This window comes from Paenibacillus sp. FSL R7-0273 (assembly GCF_000758625.1).
Taxonomy (GTDB): domain Bacteria; phylum Bacillota; class Bacilli; order Paenibacillales; family Paenibacillaceae; genus Paenibacillus_AQ.
Genome location: NZ_CP009283.1, coordinates 5,564,948 through 5,584,796, shown reverse-complemented (window position 1 = coordinate 5,584,796; position 19,849 = coordinate 5,564,948). Strand labels below are relative to the sequence as shown.

Below are 19,849 nucleotides of genomic sequence, written 5' to 3'. Positions count from 1 at the left end.
GCCGGTTCCTCCATTTATGTGCCTGGGCGTATAAGGACAGCTGCTTCAATGCACAATAAAAAGGTAAGATTGCACCCTGGTATACCAGGCAGAAAGCAGGGATTACCTTTGTCGGAAAAAAGCATACTTGCCTATTTCAAAGCTCCCGAGGAGGCCGAGGGCGTCTCCCGTAAGCTCACAGCACTGCGCGTGACCGAAATGTCCATCGACCGGTTCACCCGGTTTGGCGGAGACAGCCTGCAAAACGCCGTTAACCCGGTAACAGGCAACCTGGCTGGTATGGATTCCATGATTGCCGAAAGCGCGCATTCAGGCATCTTGTCGGCAGCGCATACCAGCGCGAGCGGTATGAGCCACGGCGGAGACGGAGGACCGACCGGCAGAAATATTCTGCTGACTGTAATTGTAGCTCCTGACTCCTACCAGCAGGCATTATCCATCATCGAAGAGGCAGGCGGCATGGTCTGAGCGTGCAGGCGGACTCAAAATTTAACAACCAGAAGGGTGGCGACTGCTATGGACAGAGAGAACTCTGACATAATCTCCAAAACCGGCAAGCAGAAATTGCTTTATGAGGCCAAGCTGGAGGATGTCCAATTCACGGCTGCGGAGGCCGACCATGATGATCTTGAAGCGCTGGCGCGTTCACAAGAGGCTGACAAAAGGCAGCTGAATGAGCTTATTAAGAAGAAGTAGTAAAATCAGCTTCAGGCAATGTGCAAAAACCCCGCAGCCTGTGGGGTTTTTTGCTGTCCTGAGGTGTATAATGAAGGGGATATGCAAGCAAGAGCCGGAGGGATTGTATGAATACATATCTGATGTGGGGCGGGCTGGTGCTGCTCGTGGCACTGCTTACCTTTCTAAACCAGAAGCAGCTCTATTCATCTAAAGTAAAACATGCCAGCCGTGAGCTGCGGAGCCTTGCGGAAAATGTCCGGGAAGGCCGCTCTGCTCCTGTAGAACTGGTGAAATGGGAGCAGGCTGTTACGGAAATGGAGCAGCACCCTAATGAATATAACAAGCTGGATGCTGAAATCGGTCTGCGCCGTGTATTTGTTATATACCTGGAGCAGCATTATCCGCAGGATCCGCGGCTTCCCGGCTTGCGGGAGGCTGCAGCGCACCTGAAGGATACAGTGTGGGGACTGAAGCTCGGAGACTATGGACACAAGAGGTGAGGCACTCCTTCTTTGGCGAAGTGAATTATGCTATAGTGCGGTCTGCTGGCATAGTGATAGAATTTACTTTTTAAAATGACTTGTAATTTTGTTGATCAAAATAAAAAGGCAGCTATATTAATATGAGCCGCACGGGGAGATAGTATGATGGGGAATGTGTCAGTCCAGACGGTTACAGATGCGCTGGTTGTCAGGGCGCTGGAAAAAAATCTTGCCCTGATCCGCTTTGATCTTGATCATAAAGTAGCCTATGTTAATGAAGTGTTCGCCCGTTCGATGAAATACAGGTCTGAGGATATGTATGGAATGGATCACCGGGAGCTCTGCTTTCCTGAATTTGTGAACAGCGCGGATTATGAACGCTTTTGGCAGGACCTGCTGTCCGGCACCAGCTTTCAGGACAAGATTGAACGGATGGATTCTGAGGGAAACACAGTGTGGCTTGAGGCGACGTATATGCCTATTTTTGACGAGGGCAATCAACAGGTTATAGGAGTAACGAAGGTGGCTACCAATATTTCGCACCGGCAGACCAATGTGAACCATGTGGTCGAGCAGATGCAGGGAATGGCCGATAACCTGAATCACCGGGCAGGACAGGGGATTGAGCGTAGCAGAGAGATGCTGCTCAGTATCAATAATATAGCCGGCGTATCAGATGAAAACACCCTTATCCTTTTGAATCTGCAGGACAAAGCAGTTGATATTCAAGGTGTAGTGCAGACGATCCGCGATATTGCCTCACAGACACATTTACTGGCGCTGAATGCGGCAATTGAAGCAGCGCATGCCGGAGAATTCGGCCGGGGCTTCGACGTAGTGGCCAAGGAGGTCCGCAAGCTTTCAGGTCTCGTGCAGGACTCCATAGGAGAGGTGCGTGACAGCGTGCAGGCCATTACTGCTGAAATCAGCAGGATGTCAGACGGTCTGGAGCATGTTCAGGTGAGTGTGAAGGAGAGCCAGCAGCAGATCGAAGTAGCCCTGCAGGAGTTTACAGCCATCGCAGCCTCGGCCAGCGAGCTGAATACCCAGGCCAGGGCAGTGCTGGATATAATCTGAGCTAACAAATACGGCAGCATGGAGCCTCCGGAGGAGGAGCCATGCTGCCGTATTTGTTGGCGGGCTATACGTTTGTTGCAAATTAGCAGGGAAATGATTAGGTTTCCGGTCGATTTAGCCGATATAATATTAAATTGTATAAATTTTAGAATATCGCCAGTCTGGTTGGAAATGGTTCGAAGGGGGATGAGGTCATGGAGCACATGCACACACATCTGCATGGCAGTCATGACAAGCTGCTTGTATTTTTTTCGTATTTGATCGCTGTTGCAGCCTCCTATACTGTATTGGAGCTGGCAGGCATAGTGGGTATATCCAAAGGCAGACGGCGCGCACTGTGGATTGTATTCGGCGCGGTTATCATGGGGATGGGAATCTGGTCGATGCATTTTGTCGGTATGCTGGCTCTGAAGCTGCCTGTACGGGTTGCATATAATCTAATGGTAGTCCTGCTCTCTGTTCTGGTGGCGGTCGCTGCCTCACTGGTTGCCCTGATCGTCATCAGCCATTTCAGGCGCGGATTCATTCCGCTTCTGATAAGCGGGCTGCTGCTTGCTTGCGGTATTTTCGGTATGCATTACATTGGCATGTTCGCCATGCAGATTGGCATTTCCTATCGTGCAGATTATGTTATCCTGTCCTTTGCCGTGGCCCTGGCCGCCTCAATTGTTGCGTTGGGGCTGTCTTCACAGCTTATGCTGAACCGTAAGGCAGTTGGCCAGGGGAAAAAGCTGATCAGTGCCCTGGTCATGGGCTTAGCTATTGTAGGGATGCACTATACGGGCATGCTTGGGGCGACCTTTGAGCCGGAGAGCCGGTCCTGGCTGAATACCGGGGTGGTACTGGATCAGAAATGGCTTGCTTACGTCATTGCCGGCGGGACGCTGTTCACTCTGGGCATGTCTATAATCGGGGTTTATATTTCAAGACGATTCTCAAGGAAAGATACGGAGCTGCTGATCAGTGAAAAGTGGTACAGATCGCTCTACGAAAATAATCAGGATGCTATCGTCTCGATTGATCTTAATCTGCGTATTATCGGCTCCAATCCTGCAGCTACTGCAATTACAGGCATCAGCAGCAAGGAATTTAAGGAGCAGTCCCTGACTTCAATCCTGAATATTATCGCATATGAGGACCAGGAGCCGATCAGGGAAAGGTTCATCCGTTCCCTCGGCGGGGAGCAGGTCAGCTATGAGACGGCGATTACGCACAGAAGCGGGCGGAAGGCAGATATCAATATCAATATTGCTCCGGTTATGGTTGACGGGCAGGTGGCAGGCATTTATGTCATTGCCCGGGATATTACGGAGGAGAAGCAGGCCAAGGAGCAGACCCGCTATATTGCCTTTCACGATGAGCTTACCGGGCTTCCGAACCGCCGCATGTTCAATCAGCTGGTGACACAGACGATTGAACGGCATCATGAAACGCAGGAGCCCTTTGCCGTGCTCGTTATGGATTTTGACCGCTTCAAGCTCATTAATGATACACTGGGGCATCTGTACGGCGATCTGTTTCTGCAGGAGATGAGCAGCCGGATTCTGGACAGTGTGGTTAACGGGCAGATGGAGCTGGCCAGGCTGGAGGGCGATGAGTTTGCCCTGCTCTGCCGGTTCTCGCGCCAAAAAATGAATGTGACGGATATTGCCGAGCAGATGATGTCAGCGATCAAACAGCCGATGCATCTCAAGGGGCGGGACCTCTACGTGACTGCCAGCATAGGCATTTCCTTCTATCCGGGTCACGGACAGACAGCAGAGGAGCTGCTCAAAAATGCGGGCACAGCCATGTATGAAGTGAAAAAAAACGGAAGAAACGATTACCAGTTTTTCTCGGAGGACCTGAACGGTCAGATTATGGAGCAGCTGGAGCTGGAATCGGACCTGCGTAAAGGGCTGGAGCGCGGAGAATTTACTGTGCATTACCAGCCGCAGATCCGTACGGCCGATAAGGAGCGGATCATCGGGGTAGAGGCGCTTGTACGCTGGAATCATCCGGTAAAAGGTCTGCTCGGGCCCGGTATGTTCATTCCGGCGGCTGAAGTAACCGGGCGGATCGTGGAGCTTGGAAACTTTGTGCTGCGGGAGGCCTGCCACCAGATGCAGCAATGGCATGATGCAGGCGGCCCGCTCATTCCGGTGGCTGTTAATTTATCCTCACAGCAGTTTCTTCAATATAACCTGCTTGAGGACATCCGGGACATCCTCCGCGAAACGGGGCTGGCCCCCGAGTATCTTGAGCTGGAGATAACCGAGAGCATGATGATGGATGCTTCCAGAGCCAGTGCTATTCTGAATGATCTGGTAAAAAGCGGGGTCCGGATCAGCCTGGATGACTTCGGAACCGGCTACAGCTCGCTGGGGTACCTGAAGCTGTATCCCATCCATAAAGTAAAGATCGACCGTTCGTTCATCAGCGGCATCACGGACAGCAGCCATGACCGGGCCATCGTGGCTACCATCCTGACGATGGCGGAGCATCTCGGGATGCAGGTGATTGCCGAAGGCATCGAGACGAAGGAGCAGCTGGACATTCTGGTGGACAGCGGCTGCCGGGATATCCAGGGCTATTATTACAGCAAGCCTTTAGCTGCTGAAGAGCTGGAGCGCAGATATCTGTGGCCGGTGGAAGCTGCCGGATGAATAGATGGTAAAGGAAAGCGTGGTCCGCAGGGGACCGCGCCTTTTTTATACGGTGTGCCGCTCCGGTTCAGCAGCAGTACCCGCCTTAATGGCGTCTTTTCAGCCTGGTACTTATCATTTATGCTGAAGAAATGAACCTTTTTGGCGGACGGATTGTTTATTAGACAGACTTATTCAAGAAGGGAGGATTAAGGGTGCAAAGCAACCGTGAATTGTTCGAAGCTTACAGCAAGACGGTATACCGTACCTGTTACTATATGGTGCAGGATGCGGCAGATGCGGAAGACCTGTGCCAGGAAATCTTTATTACCGTCTTCCGCAGCCAGTGGCAAAGTGTGGAGCATCTCAAGGCATGGATCATGAAAATAACAGTCAATACCTGCCTCAACCACTTGAAACGTTCACAAAGCCTGCGGCAGAAGATTACGCAGAATCTGCATTTATGGGGCAGCGGGAAAAGTGAAGAGCCGGTAGAGAAGCTGATAGAGCAGAAGGAGACAGCGCAGGAATGGGCGGGCTATATGTCCAGGCTTCCAGGCAAAATCCGGGCGGTGCTGACACTGAGGTATATGCATGATTTCAGTCTGGCTGAAATTTCGGATGCACTGTCTATCCCTGTAGGGACAGCAAAATCAAGGCAGAACAAAGGACTTAAGCTGCTGCGGGAGATTCTGCTTGAAACCGAAAACCAAGATGAGAAGCGGAGGAATGAGCACTGTGAAGAAGCTGGAGCTTATGCTGGAGCGGCAATTAAATGAAGAGGATTCTGTAAGCTATCCTGATTTTGAAAAAATGTGGAACGGTCTGGAGCAGTCTGGGCACACCCGGTCCCTTGGAATGAGTCAAGCTGAGGTGCGAATCCAGTACCGGAGAAGAAGCTGGCGTAAGGTTACGTTCGCGGCTTCTTTCAGCTTACTGCTCGCTGCCGCCCCGGTATATGCCGCATTTCAGCATGACTGGGGAAATCTGCTGCACGGTAAGGAAGGAATTCAAGCTGCACTTGCACAGAGCCTGGGCCAGCAGCTTGGACAGTCAGTCACCAGAGACGGAGTGACGATGACGCTGCGTACAGCAATTGTTGATGAAAAACGTACGGTTATTCTGTATACGCTGGAAACGGGAAAACAAACGGAAGGACAGTTCTGGGACGTGCAGAAGCTCTCTCTGCAGGATGAAAAGGGCAACCGCAGTGAAGGGGAAAACAATTATCTGCAGTGGGATGAAGCAAACGGCCGCTATAACGGCTATTTTGAAAGCGAATGGACCCCGCGCAAATCTGAAACCCGTGTTACGCTGACAGCCGCCGCGGTACAGTCCTATATTCAGACTCAGACAGATATCCGGCTGGATAGCCGTTCTCAGGCCATACAGAGCTTTCCGGTCGGACAGGAGGGCATGGAAAAGCTGGAGGTACAGCCTTTTATGCAAAGCGGGGATAAGCTCCTGCTGTCATCCGCAGTCACCTTTAGCCGGCCGGAGGCCAAGGAGTGGACTTTTCCGGAGATTATTGCTTACCGGAACGGTACTGCAATCCGTTCTTTGTCCGGGGGCACATACGGGACACCAGGTGACAACGGTGAGTACACAATGAAGCAAACCTTCAAAGCAGCTGAGGTTCCTGCCGGCGAAACCACATATAAGCTGCAGTATACTAAGCTGGAACAGGATATTACCGGGCCGTGGGCCTTTGACCTGCAGCTGAGCAAAAAGCAAATGGAGAGCGGTACAGTCAAAACAGCGCTGGATCTCCCGCTGGAGCCGGGTGACACGGTGAATACGGTTGAGAACATGATCATCACGCCGACACAAATCCGTGTCTCCATCCGGGTGAACAGCAAAACTCCAAATTTTTCGTACCATAAATATGCGCTTGATATTGACGGCCAGATCGTTGAAGGTGCGCGGTATATGTCTCCCAAGGATGATTTAGCGCTTGCTGTAATCGCTTTTGAACGTCCGGTAAATGTGGAGATCGGACCGGAGACTCCACTAACGTTTGTGGGGAGCTACAAGGTTAACGTACATGAAGAGGATAAGGAACCTTTGCAGCTGACCAACATTTCAGATCAGAAGCAGACATTAATCCGCAGCACGGGCGGATATCCGGTAAAATGGACCTACTATATGGTGGATGGCGACCTTTATGTTGAAACAGAGAGCGAGGATTTCCGGTTTGGCGGAGTTGGTCAGACCCATATCAATCGTGGCAAAGACCGGATTATAGGCAGGCCGGTCACTATCAATTTTTCCGGCGACGGAAACAACCGGGCCATTGATGTTTATAAGGATTTCCAAGGAACTGAAGCCTCCATATATATGTTCTACTATACAACAGATGAACCTGAGCGGGAGACGCGTGTGCAGCTCCAGCCGTAGCCGAACTGTTATATCAGTAAACCATAAAGCCGTCCGTACCCTGGCAGCAGGGGCGGACTTTTTTGCTTTGTTTTGACAGTGAAAATGAAACAGTGGTAGCTTTTTGCAGGCTGATCCTATATCCTTGCAGGACAGAAACCAAAGGGAGAGAGTCATTTGGACAAGCAAATAACACGCTGTGCCTGGGTCACTGAGGATCCGCTGTATATGGACTATCATGATAAAGAATGGGGCAGTCCCCTGCTTGATGACCAGAAGCTGTTCGAGCTGCTGATGCTGGAGGGCATGCAGGCCGGGCTTAGCTGGTATACGGTGCTGAAGAAGCGGGAGCATTACCGGAAGGTGTTCGACGGTTTTGATCCGCACCGGATCATCTATTATGACGATGTGAAAATAGAAGCACTTATGCAGGACAGCGGAATCATCCGCAACCGCCTCAAAGTTAATGCCATCGTGCAGAATGCGAAGGTCTATCATGAGATTTGCCGGGAAGAGGGCAGCTTTTCGGATTATCTGTGGAGCTTTACTGGCGGAGAACCGGTTGTTAACGGCTGGAAGACGCGGGCTGAGGTGCCGGCAACCACGGCGCAGTCTGATTCTATGAGCAAGGCGCTGAAGAAGAAGGGCATGAAATTCGTCGGCTCGACGATCTGTTATGCTTTTATGCAGGCTTCCGGTATGGTAAATGATCATACTATGGACTGCTTTTGCCGGAAAGAATAGAAGGTGTATTTGTATAGCCGGCGTAGTTTTGGCGCTACCTGCAGTAGAAATGGTATACTGATTAATGTTGAATAACTGGATTATATTTTAGGAGGACCCACACACATGTTATGGCATGAACTGACGGTACATACAACAGAAGAGGCACAGGAGATGATTTCCAATCTGCTGTATGAGGCCGGAGCAGGCGGTGTTTCGATCGAGGAATCGGGAACACTTGATAAAGTCAGAAATACCCGGTACGGTGAATTATACGATGAGCCGCTGAACGATATCCCTCCTGGCGAGGCTGTAATCAAAGGCTACTACGCTGAAAATGTATCGATGGACGATGTTATCAATGAGGTAGCCCCGCGGGTTGAGGAGCTGCGTGAATTCGGGATTGATCCCGGCAAAGCGCTGATCTCCTGGAAAACGGTAGACGACGAGGAATGGGCCCACGCCTGGAAGGCTTACTTCAAGCCGCTCCGCGTGTCGGACCGTCTGACGATCAAGCCGACCTGGGAGGAGTATACACCAGCGGGCCCTGATGAAAAAATTATCGAAATTGACCCCGGCATGGCCTTCGGAACAGGAACACATCCGACTACGGCGCTGTGCCTGCGTGCGCTGGAGAAGCATATCAGCGGCGGCGAGGAAGTCATTGACGTGGGAACCGGATCGGGCATTCTGGCGGTAGGTGCGGTCCTGCTCGGTGCGGGGAACGTGCTGGCTCTTGATCTTGACCCGGTCGCTGTCGAAAGTGCGCGGGAGAATGTGGTGCTGAACAGGCTGCAGGCCTCGGTTACGGTAAAAGAGAGCGACCTGCTTACGCTGCTTGGAGGCGAAGGTGCAGCTGATACGGCTGCCGGGGACATGTGGCCTGCGGCAAGACCCGGCTATACCGGAGCAGCAGACAAAGCCGAACCGGCGGATGCAAGCCTTGGCGTTACATTGCCTGTGAAGCTTATCGTCGCCAATATCCTGGCGGAGATTCTGGTGCTGTTCACGGATGATGTATTCCGTGCGCTCCAGCCGGGCGGGATCTATATTACCTCCGGTATTTATAAGGATAAGGAAGGCCTGGTGTCACAGGCGCTAGAGGCCTCCGGTTTTGAGATTATTGAAATTACCCGTGAAGAAGACTGGGTGGCCATTACAGCCGGAAAGAGGTAGAGATGGATTTCCTGAACGACATATTAGTTTATCCCTTGCAGCAGCTCCCGTTTTTCCTGATCACAATCGTCATCGCCTTTACTGTGCATGAATTTGCCCACGCTTATTTTGCCAACAAATTCGGCGATCCGACAGCAAGGCTGCTGGGCCGCATGACATTGAACCCGGCCGTTCATTTCGACCTGTTCGGGATCATCCTGCTGCTCATTGCCGGCTTCGGCTGGGCGCGTCCGGTTCCGGTGAACCGCGATAACTTCAGCCGTCCGCGGCTGATGGGCGTTATTGTTTCGGCTGCAGGTCCGCTGAGCAATTTTCTGCTCGGGATTATCGGGGCGCTGATCTATTCTACTCTGATTGGAACCGGGGTGGTTGATTCCATTCAGAATGAGCAGCTGCTGAGAGCCTTTTACTGGTTCTTCGGGATGTTCATCCCGTTCAACTTCTTCCTGTTCCTGTTTAACCTGATTCCGCTGCCGCCGCTTGACGGCTACCGCATTCTGGAAGATATCGCTCCGCGCCCGGTCCGCAGCAGGCTGCAGCAGTATGAGCAGTGGACGGTCTTTATTTTCCTGCTGATTATCTTTATTCCAGGATTGAGAGCTTATACGATCACACCATTGAATGTATGGGCACTGCAATTTGCCAACGAATTCATTAATTTTTTCCTCAGCCTGTTCGGATACTCCGGGTTGCAATAAGGGCTGGTCACAGACGGACAAACGTTGTATGATGGAATATGTTTTTTTAATGAGAAATCAATAGAATGAGGCTAAAATATGCAGCGTTATTTTGTAAGCCCGGAGCAGTTCGGCGCAGAGCAGGTGAGCATCGGCGGCGAGGACGCACGCCACATTGCCAAGGTGATGCGCGGCAAGGCCGGGGATAAGCTGATTGTCAGTGACGGCGTGTCCCGTGAGGCCCTGGCGGAGATTGCTTCCATTGAAATCGGCGAAATTGTCGTGAATATTGTTGAGGCGCTGGAAATGACCCATGAGCCGCGCATACAGATCACGGTGGCACAGAGTCTGCCAAAGGGTGACAAGCTGGAGACGGTGATCCAGAAATGCACCGAGATCGGTGCCGTAGCCTTTGCGCCTTTCCACTCAGAGCGCACGATTGTACAGTATGATGAACGCAAGGAAGGCAAGCGGCTCGAACGCTGGCGCAAGATCTGCAAGGAGGCTGCCGAGCAGGCACACCGCAATATTGTTCCGGACGTTCTTTCTCCGCTTAGCTGGAAGCAGCTGCTTCAGAGCTTCAGCGGGTATGACGCCATCTACTTCTGCTATGAAAAAGAAGAAGGCCTGCAGCTGCGCAGCGCCGCCGCACCTTGGATTGCCGGATTACCTCCGGATTCCCAGGGCAAAGTGATGGTGGTGGTCGGCCCGGAAGGCGGGTTCAGTCCGGAGGAATGTCAGGCGGCAGAAGCTGCCGGGGCAGTATCCGTAGGGCTTGGACGGCGAATTCTGCGCTGTGAGACAGCCGGTATGGTTGCTGCAGCCTGTATTTTATATGAATCCGGAGAAATGGGGGGAGCTTGAGCAATGCCATCCGTAGCATTTTATACTTTAGGTTGTAAGGTTAATTTCTATGACACTGAAGCCATCTGGCAGCTTTTCAAAAATGAAGGCTACGAGCAGGTAGATTTCGAGGGGAATGCCGATGTGTACCTGATCAACACCTGTACGGTGACGAACACAGGTGACAAAAAGAGCCGGCAGATGATCCGCCGTGCAGTACGCCGTAACCCGGAAGCAATTGTCGCGGTAACGGGCTGCTATGCGCAGACTTCACCGGGCGAGATTCTGGATATTCCCGGCGTTGATCTGGTTATCGGCAACCAGGACCGTGAGCACATCATGACCCACGTTAAGAGCATTCAGGAGTCGCGCCAGCCGGTAAATGCCGTGCGCAACATCATGAAGACCCGTGAATTCGAAGAGCTGGATGTGCCGGGCTTTGCTGACCGGACACGTGCGTTCATGAAAATTCAGGACGGCTGCAACAACTTCTGCACCTTCTGCATCATTCCATGGTCGCGCGGGCTGTCGCGCAGCCGTGATCCGAAATCGATCGTGGCCCAGGCCCATCAGCTGGTTGAGGCCGGGTACAAGGAGTTTGTGCTGACCGGTATTCACACCGGCGGCTACGGCGATGATCTGGACAACTACCGGCTTGCTGACCTGCTCTGGGAGCTGGACAAGGTGGACGGGCTGGAGCGCGTACGCATCAGCTCGATTGAAGCCAGCCAGATTGATGAGAAGCTGCTGGAGGTGCTGAACCGCAGCACCAAAATGTGCCGTCATCTGCATATTCCGCTGCAGGCCGGCCATAACGAGGTGCTCAAGACGATGCGCCGTAAATACACTACGGAAGAGTATTATGCCAAGATGCAGCTGATTCGCCAGGCGATGCCGGACGTAGGCATCACTACGGACGTTATCGTCGGCTTCCCGGGCGAGACGGACGAAATGTTCCGCGCCGGATATGACTTCATGAAGGCTGTGAATTACTCCGAAATGCATGTATTCCCATACTCCAAGCGGACGGGTACTCCAGCTGCGCGGATGCTTAACCAGATCGACGAGGAGATCAAGAACGCCCGCGTACAGCAGCTGATTGATCTCTCCGAGGAGATGCAGCTTGACTACGCCCGCAAGTTCGTCGGCAAGACCGTCTCGGTCATCGCCGAGCGCTCAGCCAAGGATGCGCCGGGGCGCAGCATCCAGCACGGCTTCAGCGACAACTACCTGCAGGTGTTCTTCGGCGGCGACGATTCGCTGCAAGGCGAGCTCTGCCAGGTGAAGATTACTGAAGCAGGCATCAACGAATGCAAGGGTGAGCTGGTTGGTGTCAGCCGGACAGGACTGCGCCAGACTGCAGAACTGGCGTAGTTCGTCCTATTATAGTATTCCAAGCAAGGATTTCATTTCCCATCCGGAGGTGAAGTCCTTGTTGCTGTTTAGGCGGGGTGACGGTACGCACGAAGCTAGAGGTACATAATTGTGAGGGGGCATGCAGCAGAGTGCTGCGCTTGAAGCCCGGAAAAAAGGGTAAGGAGTGAGCAAGGGCGGATTTTGAAACGGCCGAATAGCTGCATTCCTTGCAACTAAAATCAGCCAAATCAGGAACATTCCGCTCATAACTGCAGTTTGTACAACTAAATTTGTCCCGATTATCCCAAACTAGTGCATATGCGGCATTTTAGCTGTATGAAGTGCAGTTAGTTAAGAGGACTGAGCGATTTTACAGGAATGCTCCAGCTTGTTTTAACAGGCTCGGTCCTATAATTCCAATAACGTTAAGGAGCTGTCAACATGGCGCATAAGCAAATATCGGCAGGCGGCGTGGTGTACCGGCGGGGCAGCGCGGGTCTGGAGATACAGCTGATCGTGGACCGTTACGGCAGGGTGGCGCTGCCCAAGGGCAAGATGGAGGAAGGGGAGACGGTCGAGGAGACCGCTCTGCGGGAAATCCGTGAGGAGACCGGCGCTGTCGGCATGATCAGAGCCCCGATTGATATTATAAAATATACGTATGAGCACCGTACCTATGGAACAGTGGATAAAGAGGTCCATTACTTTCTAGTGGAGGCGGTAGGCGGGATCACCAAAGCGCAGGCTGAGGAGATCAACGCGGTTGAATGGCATGGTGCGGACGCTGCCTGGGAGCGGGGAAAGAGCAGGCTGTATGCGAATAATGTGCCTATTCTGCAAAAGGCGATGTCGATGCTGGGAGAATTTTCTGCCGGATAAGCTATATAGTTATAAAGTCCTGAATTCGCCGGGAACTGAAAATTAACAGAGAATGGGGTAAACACTTCAGGCGTAATTGTCGATATAGTGGAAGAGTGTGGTAATGACCACCGATAATCTTACTGCCTAAGGAGAGAACAGATGACTGTGTACAGGAAAATGACAAAGATGCTCCTCATTATGATATTACTAACTGCCGCAGCTTTTCCGGTAAACGTCTTTGCAGCTGCAGGCGATACCAACTCGATCGATTTTGACAGTTCGGCAAAAGTGGAGCTTACGGTTGGACAAACCCCGAAACAGCTTAAGGTTTATGCCAACATTGAAGGGGCTTCTTCCAAAAGGGATGTTACCGCAGCTTCAACCTGGGTATCTTCCAATACAAATGCAGTAAAAGTAATCAACGGCCTGCTGACACCGGTCGATACGGGTACGGCGATGATTACAGCTACTTATCTCAATGCGGTAGCTACCCTTGAGGTGTCTGTAACCCATCCCTTCAAGGATATGACTCTGGAGCGCAGCTCTGACGGTAATTATAAATTAGGTGACAGTGAGGAAACGCTGCTCGTCAAAGCCAAAGCAACAGGCGGCCAATCCGCCACTTCGGTTAAAGATGTCTCGGATGATGCGGACTGGAGCAGCTCCAACACGGGCGTACTGACCATTGAAGACGGCCAGATCACCCTGGTTGGCGAAGGTACAGCGACGGTTACCGCCAAATTCAAAGGCTTGACTGCTACTTTTAAAGCCAAGGTAGAGCTGCCTTATTCGGCCATTGTTCTAAAAGAAGATAATGTGGCTGTTAAGGAGCTTGAGCTGCTGGTCGGCGACAGTCCGCTGGAATTGACTGCTGCAACCAAAGCTACTGAAAATAGCCCGGAAAAGGATATTGCCGACCTGGCGGAATGGACAAGCTCCAATGAAGGTGTTGCTACAGTAGATAAGGGTACAATTACAGTGGTGGGTACTGGTAAAGCTGTGATTACGGCAAAATACCTTGGTGTATCCAAGTCTGTAGATGTATATGTACGTGCTCCTTATGAGGCGATTCTGTTGTCTCCTTCTGAGGATCAGACGCTTTTCCTGGGAGAGAGCCTGCAGGCAAAGGCGGAAATGAGAAATGCCGTGAACTCCAGGCAGAACCAGTCCTCCGATGCAACCTGGACTTCTGACAACCTGCTGGCGGCAACTGTAACCAAGGACGCTGCAGCTGCAACTATTAGCGGCAAGGCGGTTGGTACAGCGGTTATTAAGGCGGAGAACCTTGGAGTCAGCAAAACATTGAAGGTGACCGTGCTGCCTACAGTTACAGAGCTGAGTGTAGACAAGTCCGAGCTGGAAATCTATACTGCGGATACAGCCAGCCTGCCTAAGGTTAGCGGTACGAAGCTGGACGGCACGAAGCTGGACCTCAGCCAGGAAATCGAATGGACCTCAGCCAATGAGGAAATAGCAGAAATTAAGGACGGCAAGCTTGCCGGTGTTAAAGCTGGTACTGTTACTATTACAGGTAAAATCAAAGCAGGGAATGTCCCTGCAGGAACAGCTTCTCCGATCCGTGCCAAAACCGTGGAAGTGAAGGTTACCGTACAGAACAAGGTGCTGGTGCTGATCGGACCTGAGGATGCACTGGGTCTTGTAATCGGTGAAGAGCAGACGCTGCCGTCAGTAAATGCTGTGCTTGAGAACGGCGAAGAGATTGATGTTACAAGCACCATTACCTGGGAGGTTACCGGAACCAATGCGGTCCTCAGGCAGACCGCAAACGGAAAGGTCATTAAAGGCCTGACCAAAGGCTCGGCTAATCTCAAAGGAACCTATTCCAACAAAACAATCACCATTCCTGTGACTATTGAACAGAAGGTTGTAAAGCTGGTCGTTGAGCCTGCTACAGTGGATCTGAACCTTAAGGCCTCGAAGGCGATCAAGGTAACCGGATATTTTGCCAACGGCAAGTCTGCGAACTTCTCCGGTGCAATGAACTGGGAGTCCTCGAACCCGGCTGTGGCAACCGTGAAGGGAACAACCGTTAAGGCTGTAGCCGAAGGTACGGCAACCATGACCGGTTCCTATCAGGGCATCGCAGCTACCGTGAAGGTTAACGTTGTACCTAAGCTGACTAAGCTGACTGTAAACCAAACCAAGCTGGCACTTGCTGCCGGGTCATCCCAGAGCGTTGTTGTAACAGCTCTTTATGATACCGGCAAAACAGCGGTCGTAACCGGCAGCGTAGTCTGGACAAGCTCCAAGCCTTCCGTAGCGAAGGTGAATGCTTCCGGTACGATTACAGCGGTGGGCAAAGGAACAACGTCCATCAAAGGAAAATGGAACAATAAGACCGTAACGGTATCGGTTACTGTAAAATAAAGGATCCGGCAAATCTGCAGAGCGGCTGTAACAGCGCTTTGCAGATTTTTTTTGCTCAAAGCTATAGTAAAACCAAGTAATCCGATGTATAATTCTGAAAAATACATAACTTACGGTACGAATCCAATTATCAGGGAGATGAAGCAGATGGCGAAAAAAGAAATTTTATCAATCAGATCCATTGTAGCGGTGGGAATCGGTTCGGCCTTGTTTGTAATTCTGGGAAGATTCGGGTCCATTCCTACCGGTATTCCGAATACGAACATTGAGACTACCTATGCGCTGCTTGCGGTGTTCTCGCTGCTGTTTGGTCCTGTAGCCGGACTGCTGATCGGACTGATCGGGCATACGCTGAAGGATTTTATTTTTTACGGCTCGCCTTGGTTCAGCTGGGTGATCTCCTCGGGTCTGGTCGGATTGATTATCGGCCTGCTGGTTGCCGGTATTTCCATCCAGGACGGCATATTCGGCAAAAAAGAAATCATCCGCTTCAACCTGGCCCAGATTGCTGCCAATGCCATCGCCTGGTTCGCAGTTGCACCGACGCTGGATATTCTGATCTACGCTGAGCCGGCGAATAAGGTATATACGCAGGGACTGGCCGCAGGAGCGGCAAATATCGTTACGGTTGCGGTTATCGGTACACTGCTGGCAGCGGCATATGCCAAGACACGGACCAAGCAGGGCAGCCTGCGCAAGCTTAGCTAATAGAAGAGCTGACAGAAAGCCGGTGACAATCACCGGCTTTTCTGTTGAAATAAGAGGGGACAGTAGCAGGCGTACATGAATCAGCTGAAGAGGAAGATTACAGATATGAATAATACCGTTATTGAGTTTAAAGATTTCAGCTTCACTTACCGCACCCAGCAGGAGCCTACGCTGCGCGGGATTAACCTGAGTATCAGGCAGGGGGAGAAGGTGCTGATTGTCGGCCCCTCCGGCTGCGGGAAGAGCACGCTGGCCCACTGTATCAACGGGCTGATTCCCTTCTATTACCCGGGAGAGTCGCAGGGCAGTCTGCGCATTGCAGGGCAAGACCCGAAGGAGCAGAGCATTGCCGCCCTGTCACAGGCGGTAGGAACGGTGCTGCAGGACCCGGACGGGCAGTTTGTCGGACTGACGGTAGGGGAGGATATCGCGTTTGTGCTGGAGAACGGGGCGGTACCATCCGCTGAAATGAAGGAGCGGGTAACGGCAGCGGCACATGCTGTCGGTATCGGAGAGCTGCTGCAGGCATCGCCGCAGGAGCTCTCCGGCGGACAGAAGCAGAAGACGATGCTGGCCGGAGTGCTGGCCGGCAATGTGGAGATCCTGCTGTTTGACGAGCCCCTGGCCAGCCTGGACCCCTATACCGGCACAAGAACAATTGAACTGATTGACCGGCTGCAGCAGGAAACCGGCAAAACGGCCATTATTATCGAACACCGGCTGGAGGAAGTGCTGCACCGTGCGGTTGACCGGATAATCGTTATGAACGACGGGGCCGTTGTTGCCGATCTGCCGCCTGCCGAGCTGTTAAGCTCAAGAATGCTGGGCGAGGCAGGTCTGCGTGAGCCGCTCTATCTCACGGCTCTCCGGTATGCCGGAATAAGCATTACGCCTGAGATGAGGCCTGAGCATCTGGAGCTTCTGGAGCTGGAGGGAACGGCGGAGGCGCTGCAGCGCTGGACAGACAGCTGCGGGAAGCAGCCGGAGAACAAGGAAGCTGAGCCGCTGCTTGAGCTTAAGGAGGTCTCCTTCGGCTATGACCAGAAGACAGAGGTTCTGCACCGGCTGTCGCTGACCGTTAACCGGGGCGAAATGCTTGCCATCGCCGGCAGGAACGGGGCCGGCAAGTCGACCGTCTCCAAGCTGATCTGCGGCTTCTATAAACCGACGTCAGGCAGCATCCGGCTGAACGGCCGGGACATCGGCCGGGATTCAATCCGGGAGCGGGCGGAGCGCATCGGCTTTGTGATGCAGAATCCGAACCATATGCTTTCAAAGACGCTGCTGTACGATGAGGTTGCCTTTGGTCTTAAGCTGCGGGGGATTCAGGAGGAAGTGATCCGCGAACGTGTCTATAACGTACTGAAAATCTGCGGCCTGCATCCATTCCGCGAATGGCCCGTCTCGGCGCTGAGCTACGGGCAGAAAAAACGGGTGACGATTGCCTCCATTCTGGTGCTTGAGCCGGAAATTATCATTCTGGATGAGCCTACCGCCGGCCAGGACTACCGGCATTATAATGAGATGATGGAGTTTCTGCAGGGCCTTGGCAGCCGGGGGATGACGGTCATTATGATTACGCATGACATGCATCTGATGCTGGAGTATGCCCAGCGGACGGTTGTGCTGGCGGAGGGGAAGAAGCTGGCGGATGACCGTCCGGAGCAGATTTTGACGGACCGGTCTGTAGTAGAGCAGGCCAATCTGCGGGAAACTTCGCTGTATACCCTCGCGCTGAGGGCAGGGCTGCGGAAGCCGGAAGAGCTTGTGCGCAGCTTTATCGCCTTTGACCGGGAGGTGCGCAACGGATGAAAGCCAGGATGCTTACCTTCACCCGGCAGGATTCGCCGGTGCACCGTCTGAGCGGAGCAGCCAAGCTGATCTGCTTCATCGTCTGGTCGCTGTCGGCAATGATCACTTATGATACGAGATGCCTGATAGTGATGCTGCTGTTCAGTCTTGCCATTTTCCGGATTTCAAAAGTGAAATTTGCTGATTATGCCTTTGTGCTGTATTTTATATTGTTCTTTTTCCTGCTCAACCAACTGGCGATCTTCCTGTTCTCTCCTTTGGAGGGAACGCGGATTTACGGCACACGCCATGATTTGTTCCATCTGGCCGGGCGTTACACCGTTACGGCGGAGCAGCTGTTCTACCAGCTTAACATTGCGCTGAAATACGCTGTGGTTATTCCGATGGCACTGCTGTTCCTGCTGGCGACAGATCCGAGTGAGTTCGCGGCATCATTGAACCGGATCGGTGTTAACTATAAAATAGCGTATTCGGTATCCCTCGCACTGCGCTACATTCCCGACATCCAGCGGGATTACGAGAACATTTCGTTCTCTGCACAGGCCAGGGGGATCGATCTGTCCCGCAAGGAGAAGCTGTCACAGCGCCTGAAGAATATCGTGTCAATCCTGCTGCCGCTGATTCTCTCCAGCATTGAGCGGATTGAAAAGATCAGCACCGCAATGGAGCTGCGCGGCTTCGGCAGCGGCAGGAAGCGGACCTGGTATACAGGCAGGCCGTTTAGCCGGAGCGACTATATCGCTATGGGGCTGCTGGTTGCTCTAGCTGCGGCAACGCTGATTGTTACGTTTTATGACGGATCGAGGTTTTACAGTATTTTCTGATGACTGCGGATAAGTATCTAAGGTCAGAAGATAAGAGGATAGAATGGTATCGCGGGTCAGAAGACAAGAAATAGAATGGTATCGCAGGTCAGAGGACAAGAGAATAGATTAGTATCGCAGCGCAGTTTGAAGTATAATGATACAGCGATTCTCCCGGTATGGGAGAACCGCTGCGTTTCAGTCTGCCTGCTTCTGCAGGCTGAGTCTCAGGTGCGGCTGAGCCGCTGCTCGATTCTGGACCAGAGGGGCAGATAGCACAGCGGCAGCACTGCCAGTGAGCAGACGACATTAAAGATCGTCTGCGCATGGGCGAGCTGGGAGGCGGGGCCTCCGCCGAACAGGGCGGACAGGCTCTGCAGCGGGCCGATAAACGGCAGGAACAGCAGGGCTCCGCCGACGTTGAGCGCCACATGCGAGCCGGCGACGAACTTGCCGGAGGCAGAGCCGCCGATCGAGGCGATGACGGCGGTGACACAGGTGCCGACGTTCGCGCCCAGCACAACGGCGATCCCGATCTCGGGCGGCATGGTGCCGGTGGAAGCCAGGCCCATTGCCATCCCGATGACCGCAGCGCTGCTGTGCAGCATCGCGGTCAGGCAGGCTCCGGCAGCCACGCCCCACAGGGCGCTGGTTGCCGCATGGTCCAGGAACCAGCGGAACAGGCCGCTGGTTTCAAGCGCGGGGCCGACCGACTGCATGACGGCGATGCCCCACAGCACCAGTGCAAAGCCGGCCACGGCCAGGCTGATGAACTGGAGCGGGCCGGAGGCGGCGCGGCAGGCCTCGGCTGCCCGCCAGGTAAAGGGCGGCAGCTCGCCGAGGATGACGGCGGCGGCCCACAGGCATAGCGCCGCCGTGAGCAGCGGCGCTGCAGCCGAGCTGATCTGCAGCCCGATCAGCTCGGTGGTCAGGCAGGTGCCGATGTTGCTGCCGAGAATAATGCCGAGCGTACGCGCATAAGTGAGCAGTCCGGCATTGACCATGCCGATGGTCAGCACCGTTACGGCGGTGCTGCTCTGGAGCAGCGCCGACAGCAGGCTGCTTGCGATAAGGCCTTTTAGCGGCGTAGAGGTGGCCTTATGCAGGCTCCGCGTAAGCAGCGGACCGGCGAGCTTGGCCAGCGCAGCCTCCATCAGCTTCATGCCGGCAAGGAAAATAACAAGGCCGTATATGACAGGGAACAGCAGGTCACGGATCATAAGGACATGCTCCTTTGGACGGGGGTTGTACACCAATATATGAAA

General features: G+C 53.1%; 18 protein-coding genes. 17 read left to right on the top strand and 1 reads right to left on the bottom strand.

Features of this window, described 5'->3' with window-relative positions; all coding sequences use genetic code 11:
- Window positions 1-108 precede the first annotated feature (108 nt).
- From R70723_RS24080 to R70723_RS24000, 17 genes are all read left to right on the top strand, one after another.
- On the top strand, window positions 109-468 hold the full coding sequence (locus tag R70723_RS24080; protein ID WP_039876162.1) for a hypothetical protein: 360 nt from the start codon (window positions 109-111) through the stop codon (window positions 466-468).
- A 48-nt stretch (window positions 469-516) separates the two neighbouring features.
- Entirely contained in the window at window positions 517-696 is a 180-nt protein-coding gene (locus R70723_RS24075; RefSeq protein ID WP_039876161.1) for a YfhD family protein, read from the top strand.
- A 107-nt stretch (window positions 697-803) separates the two neighbouring features.
- Entirely contained in the window at window positions 804-1,178 is a 375-nt protein-coding gene (locus R70723_RS24070) for a hypothetical protein (protein ID WP_039876160.1), read from the top strand.
- Window positions 1,179-1,322: 144 nt separating this feature from the next.
- On the top strand, window positions 1,323-2,237 hold the full coding sequence (locus R70723_RS24065; protein ID WP_305954253.1) for a methyl-accepting chemotaxis protein: 915 nt from the start codon (window positions 1,323-1,325) through the stop codon (window positions 2,235-2,237).
- A gap of 194 nt (window positions 2,238-2,431) precedes the next feature.
- Window positions 2,432-4,882 (top strand): EAL domain-containing protein, encoded by a 2,451-nt coding sequence (locus R70723_RS24060; protein ID WP_231574774.1) that lies wholly within the window; start codon window positions 2,432-2,434, stop codon window positions 4,880-4,882.
- A gap of 194 nt (window positions 4,883-5,076) precedes the next feature.
- A complete protein-coding gene (locus R70723_RS24055; RefSeq protein WP_039876154.1) occupies window positions 5,077-5,640 on the top strand; it encodes an RNA polymerase sigma factor in 564 nt (187 codons plus the stop codon).
- The gene (locus tag R70723_RS24050) at window positions 5,558-7,258 is read left to right on the top strand and encodes a DUF4179 domain-containing protein (protein WP_231574773.1); all 1,701 of its coding nucleotides are present in this window, start codon (window positions 5,558-5,560) and stop codon (window positions 7,256-7,258) included. The genes R70723_RS24055 and R70723_RS24050 overlap by 83 nt, the downstream gene beginning before the upstream one ends.
- A gap of 156 nt (window positions 7,259-7,414) precedes the next feature.
- Complete coding sequence (locus R70723_RS24045) at window positions 7,415-7,981, top strand: DNA-3-methyladenine glycosylase I (RefSeq protein WP_039876148.1); 567 nt, start codon at window positions 7,415-7,417, stop codon at window positions 7,979-7,981.
- Between the two features lie 105 nt (window positions 7,982-8,086).
- Entirely contained in the window at window positions 8,087-9,136 is a 1,050-nt protein-coding gene (gene prmA, locus R70723_RS24040; RefSeq protein WP_039876145.1) for a 50S ribosomal protein L11 methyltransferase, read from the top strand.
- Between the two features lie 2 nt (window positions 9,137-9,138).
- Window positions 9,139-9,834: a site-2 protease family protein gene (locus tag R70723_RS24035; protein WP_039876143.1), complete on the top strand. Its 696-nt coding sequence runs from the start codon at window positions 9,139-9,141 to the stop codon at window positions 9,832-9,834.
- Between the two features lie 78 nt (window positions 9,835-9,912).
- Window positions 9,913-10,677, top strand: a complete 765-nt coding sequence (locus R70723_RS24030; RefSeq protein ID WP_039876142.1) for an RsmE family RNA methyltransferase — start codon at window positions 9,913-9,915, stop codon at window positions 10,675-10,677.
- Window positions 10,678-10,680: 3 nt separating this feature from the next.
- Window positions 10,681-12,030 (top strand): tRNA (N(6)-L-threonylcarbamoyladenosine(37)-C(2))-methylthiotransferase MtaB, encoded by a 1,350-nt coding sequence (gene mtaB, locus R70723_RS24025; RefSeq protein ID WP_039876141.1) that lies wholly within the window; start codon window positions 10,681-10,683, stop codon window positions 12,028-12,030.
- Window positions 12,031-12,453: 423 nt separating this feature from the next.
- Window positions 12,454-12,891 (top strand): NUDIX hydrolase, encoded by a 438-nt coding sequence (locus tag R70723_RS24020; protein WP_039876140.1) that lies wholly within the window; start codon window positions 12,454-12,456, stop codon window positions 12,889-12,891.
- Window positions 12,892-13,071: 180 nt separating this feature from the next.
- Complete coding sequence (locus tag R70723_RS24015) at window positions 13,072-15,261, top strand: Ig-like domain-containing protein (RefSeq protein WP_231574772.1); 2,190 nt, start codon at window positions 13,072-13,074, stop codon at window positions 15,259-15,261.
- A gap of 147 nt (window positions 15,262-15,408) precedes the next feature.
- The gene (locus R70723_RS24010) at window positions 15,409-15,969 is read left to right on the top strand and encodes an ECF-type riboflavin transporter substrate-binding protein (protein WP_039876137.1); all 561 of its coding nucleotides are present in this window, start codon (window positions 15,409-15,411) and stop codon (window positions 15,967-15,969) included.
- 105 nt (window positions 15,970-16,074) lie between these two features.
- The gene (locus tag R70723_RS24005; RefSeq protein WP_039879217.1) at window positions 16,075-17,781 is read left to right on the top strand and encodes an ABC transporter ATP-binding protein; all 1,707 of its coding nucleotides are present in this window, start codon (window positions 16,075-16,077) and stop codon (window positions 17,779-17,781) included.
- Window positions 17,778-18,605, top strand: a complete 828-nt coding sequence (locus R70723_RS24000; protein ID WP_039876133.1) for an energy-coupling factor transporter transmembrane component T family protein — start codon at window positions 17,778-17,780, stop codon at window positions 18,603-18,605. Before R70723_RS24005 ends, R70723_RS24000 begins: the two co-directional genes overlap by 4 nt.
- 206 nt (window positions 18,606-18,811) lie before the next feature.
- Here R70723_RS24000 and R70723_RS23995 read toward each other — a convergent pair whose 3' ends face one another.
- Window positions 18,812-19,804 carry a Na/Pi cotransporter family protein gene (locus R70723_RS23995; protein WP_039876130.1) on the bottom strand — a complete coding sequence of 331 codons (993 nt, stop codon included), beginning with the start codon at window positions 19,802-19,804 and terminating at the stop codon, window positions 18,812-18,814.
- Between the last annotated feature and the right edge of the window lie 45 nt (window positions 19,805-19,849).

What these genes read in the sequence shown, in the direction of transcription:
- R70723_RS24075 (WP_039876161.1), top strand. Translation starts at nt 517, where the DNA reads ATGGACAGAGAGAACTCTGACATAATCTCCAAAACCGGCAAGCAGAAA.
- R70723_RS24070 (WP_039876160.1), top strand. Translation starts at nt 804, where the DNA reads ATGAATACATATCTGATGTGGGGCGGGCTGGTGCTGCTCGTGGCACTG.
- R70723_RS24065 (WP_305954253.1), top strand. Translation starts at nt 1,323, where the DNA reads ATGATGGGGAATGTGTCAGTCCAGACGGTTACAGATGCGCTGGTTGTC.
- R70723_RS24060 (WP_231574774.1), top strand. Translation starts at nt 2,432, where the DNA reads ATGGAGCACATGCACACACATCTGCATGGCAGTCATGACAAGCTGCTT.
- prmA (WP_039876145.1), top strand. Translation starts at nt 8,087, where the DNA reads ATGTTATGGCATGAACTGACGGTACATACAACAGAAGAGGCACAGGAG.
- R70723_RS24035 (WP_039876143.1), top strand. Translation starts at nt 9,139, where the DNA reads ATGGATTTCCTGAACGACATATTAGTTTATCCCTTGCAGCAGCTCCCG.
- R70723_RS24030 (WP_039876142.1), top strand. Translation starts at nt 9,913, where the DNA reads ATGCAGCGTTATTTTGTAAGCCCGGAGCAGTTCGGCGCAGAGCAGGTG.
- mtaB (WP_039876141.1), top strand. Translation starts at nt 10,681, where the DNA reads ATGCCATCCGTAGCATTTTATACTTTAGGTTGTAAGGTTAATTTCTAT.
- R70723_RS24020 (WP_039876140.1), top strand. Translation starts at nt 12,454, where the DNA reads ATGGCGCATAAGCAAATATCGGCAGGCGGCGTGGTGTACCGGCGGGGC.
- R70723_RS24015 (WP_231574772.1), top strand. Translation starts at nt 13,072, where the DNA reads ATGATATTACTAACTGCCGCAGCTTTTCCGGTAAACGTCTTTGCAGCT.
- R70723_RS24010 (WP_039876137.1), top strand. Translation starts at nt 15,409, where the DNA reads ATGGCGAAAAAAGAAATTTTATCAATCAGATCCATTGTAGCGGTGGGA.
- R70723_RS24005 (WP_039879217.1), top strand. Translation starts at nt 16,075, where the DNA reads ATGAATAATACCGTTATTGAGTTTAAAGATTTCAGCTTCACTTACCGC.
- R70723_RS24000 (WP_039876133.1), top strand. Translation starts at nt 17,778, where the DNA reads ATGAAAGCCAGGATGCTTACCTTCACCCGGCAGGATTCGCCGGTGCAC.
- R70723_RS23995 (WP_039876130.1), bottom strand. Translation starts at nt 19,804, where the DNA reads ATGATCCGTGACCTGCTGTTCCCTGTCATATACGGCCTTGTTATTTTC.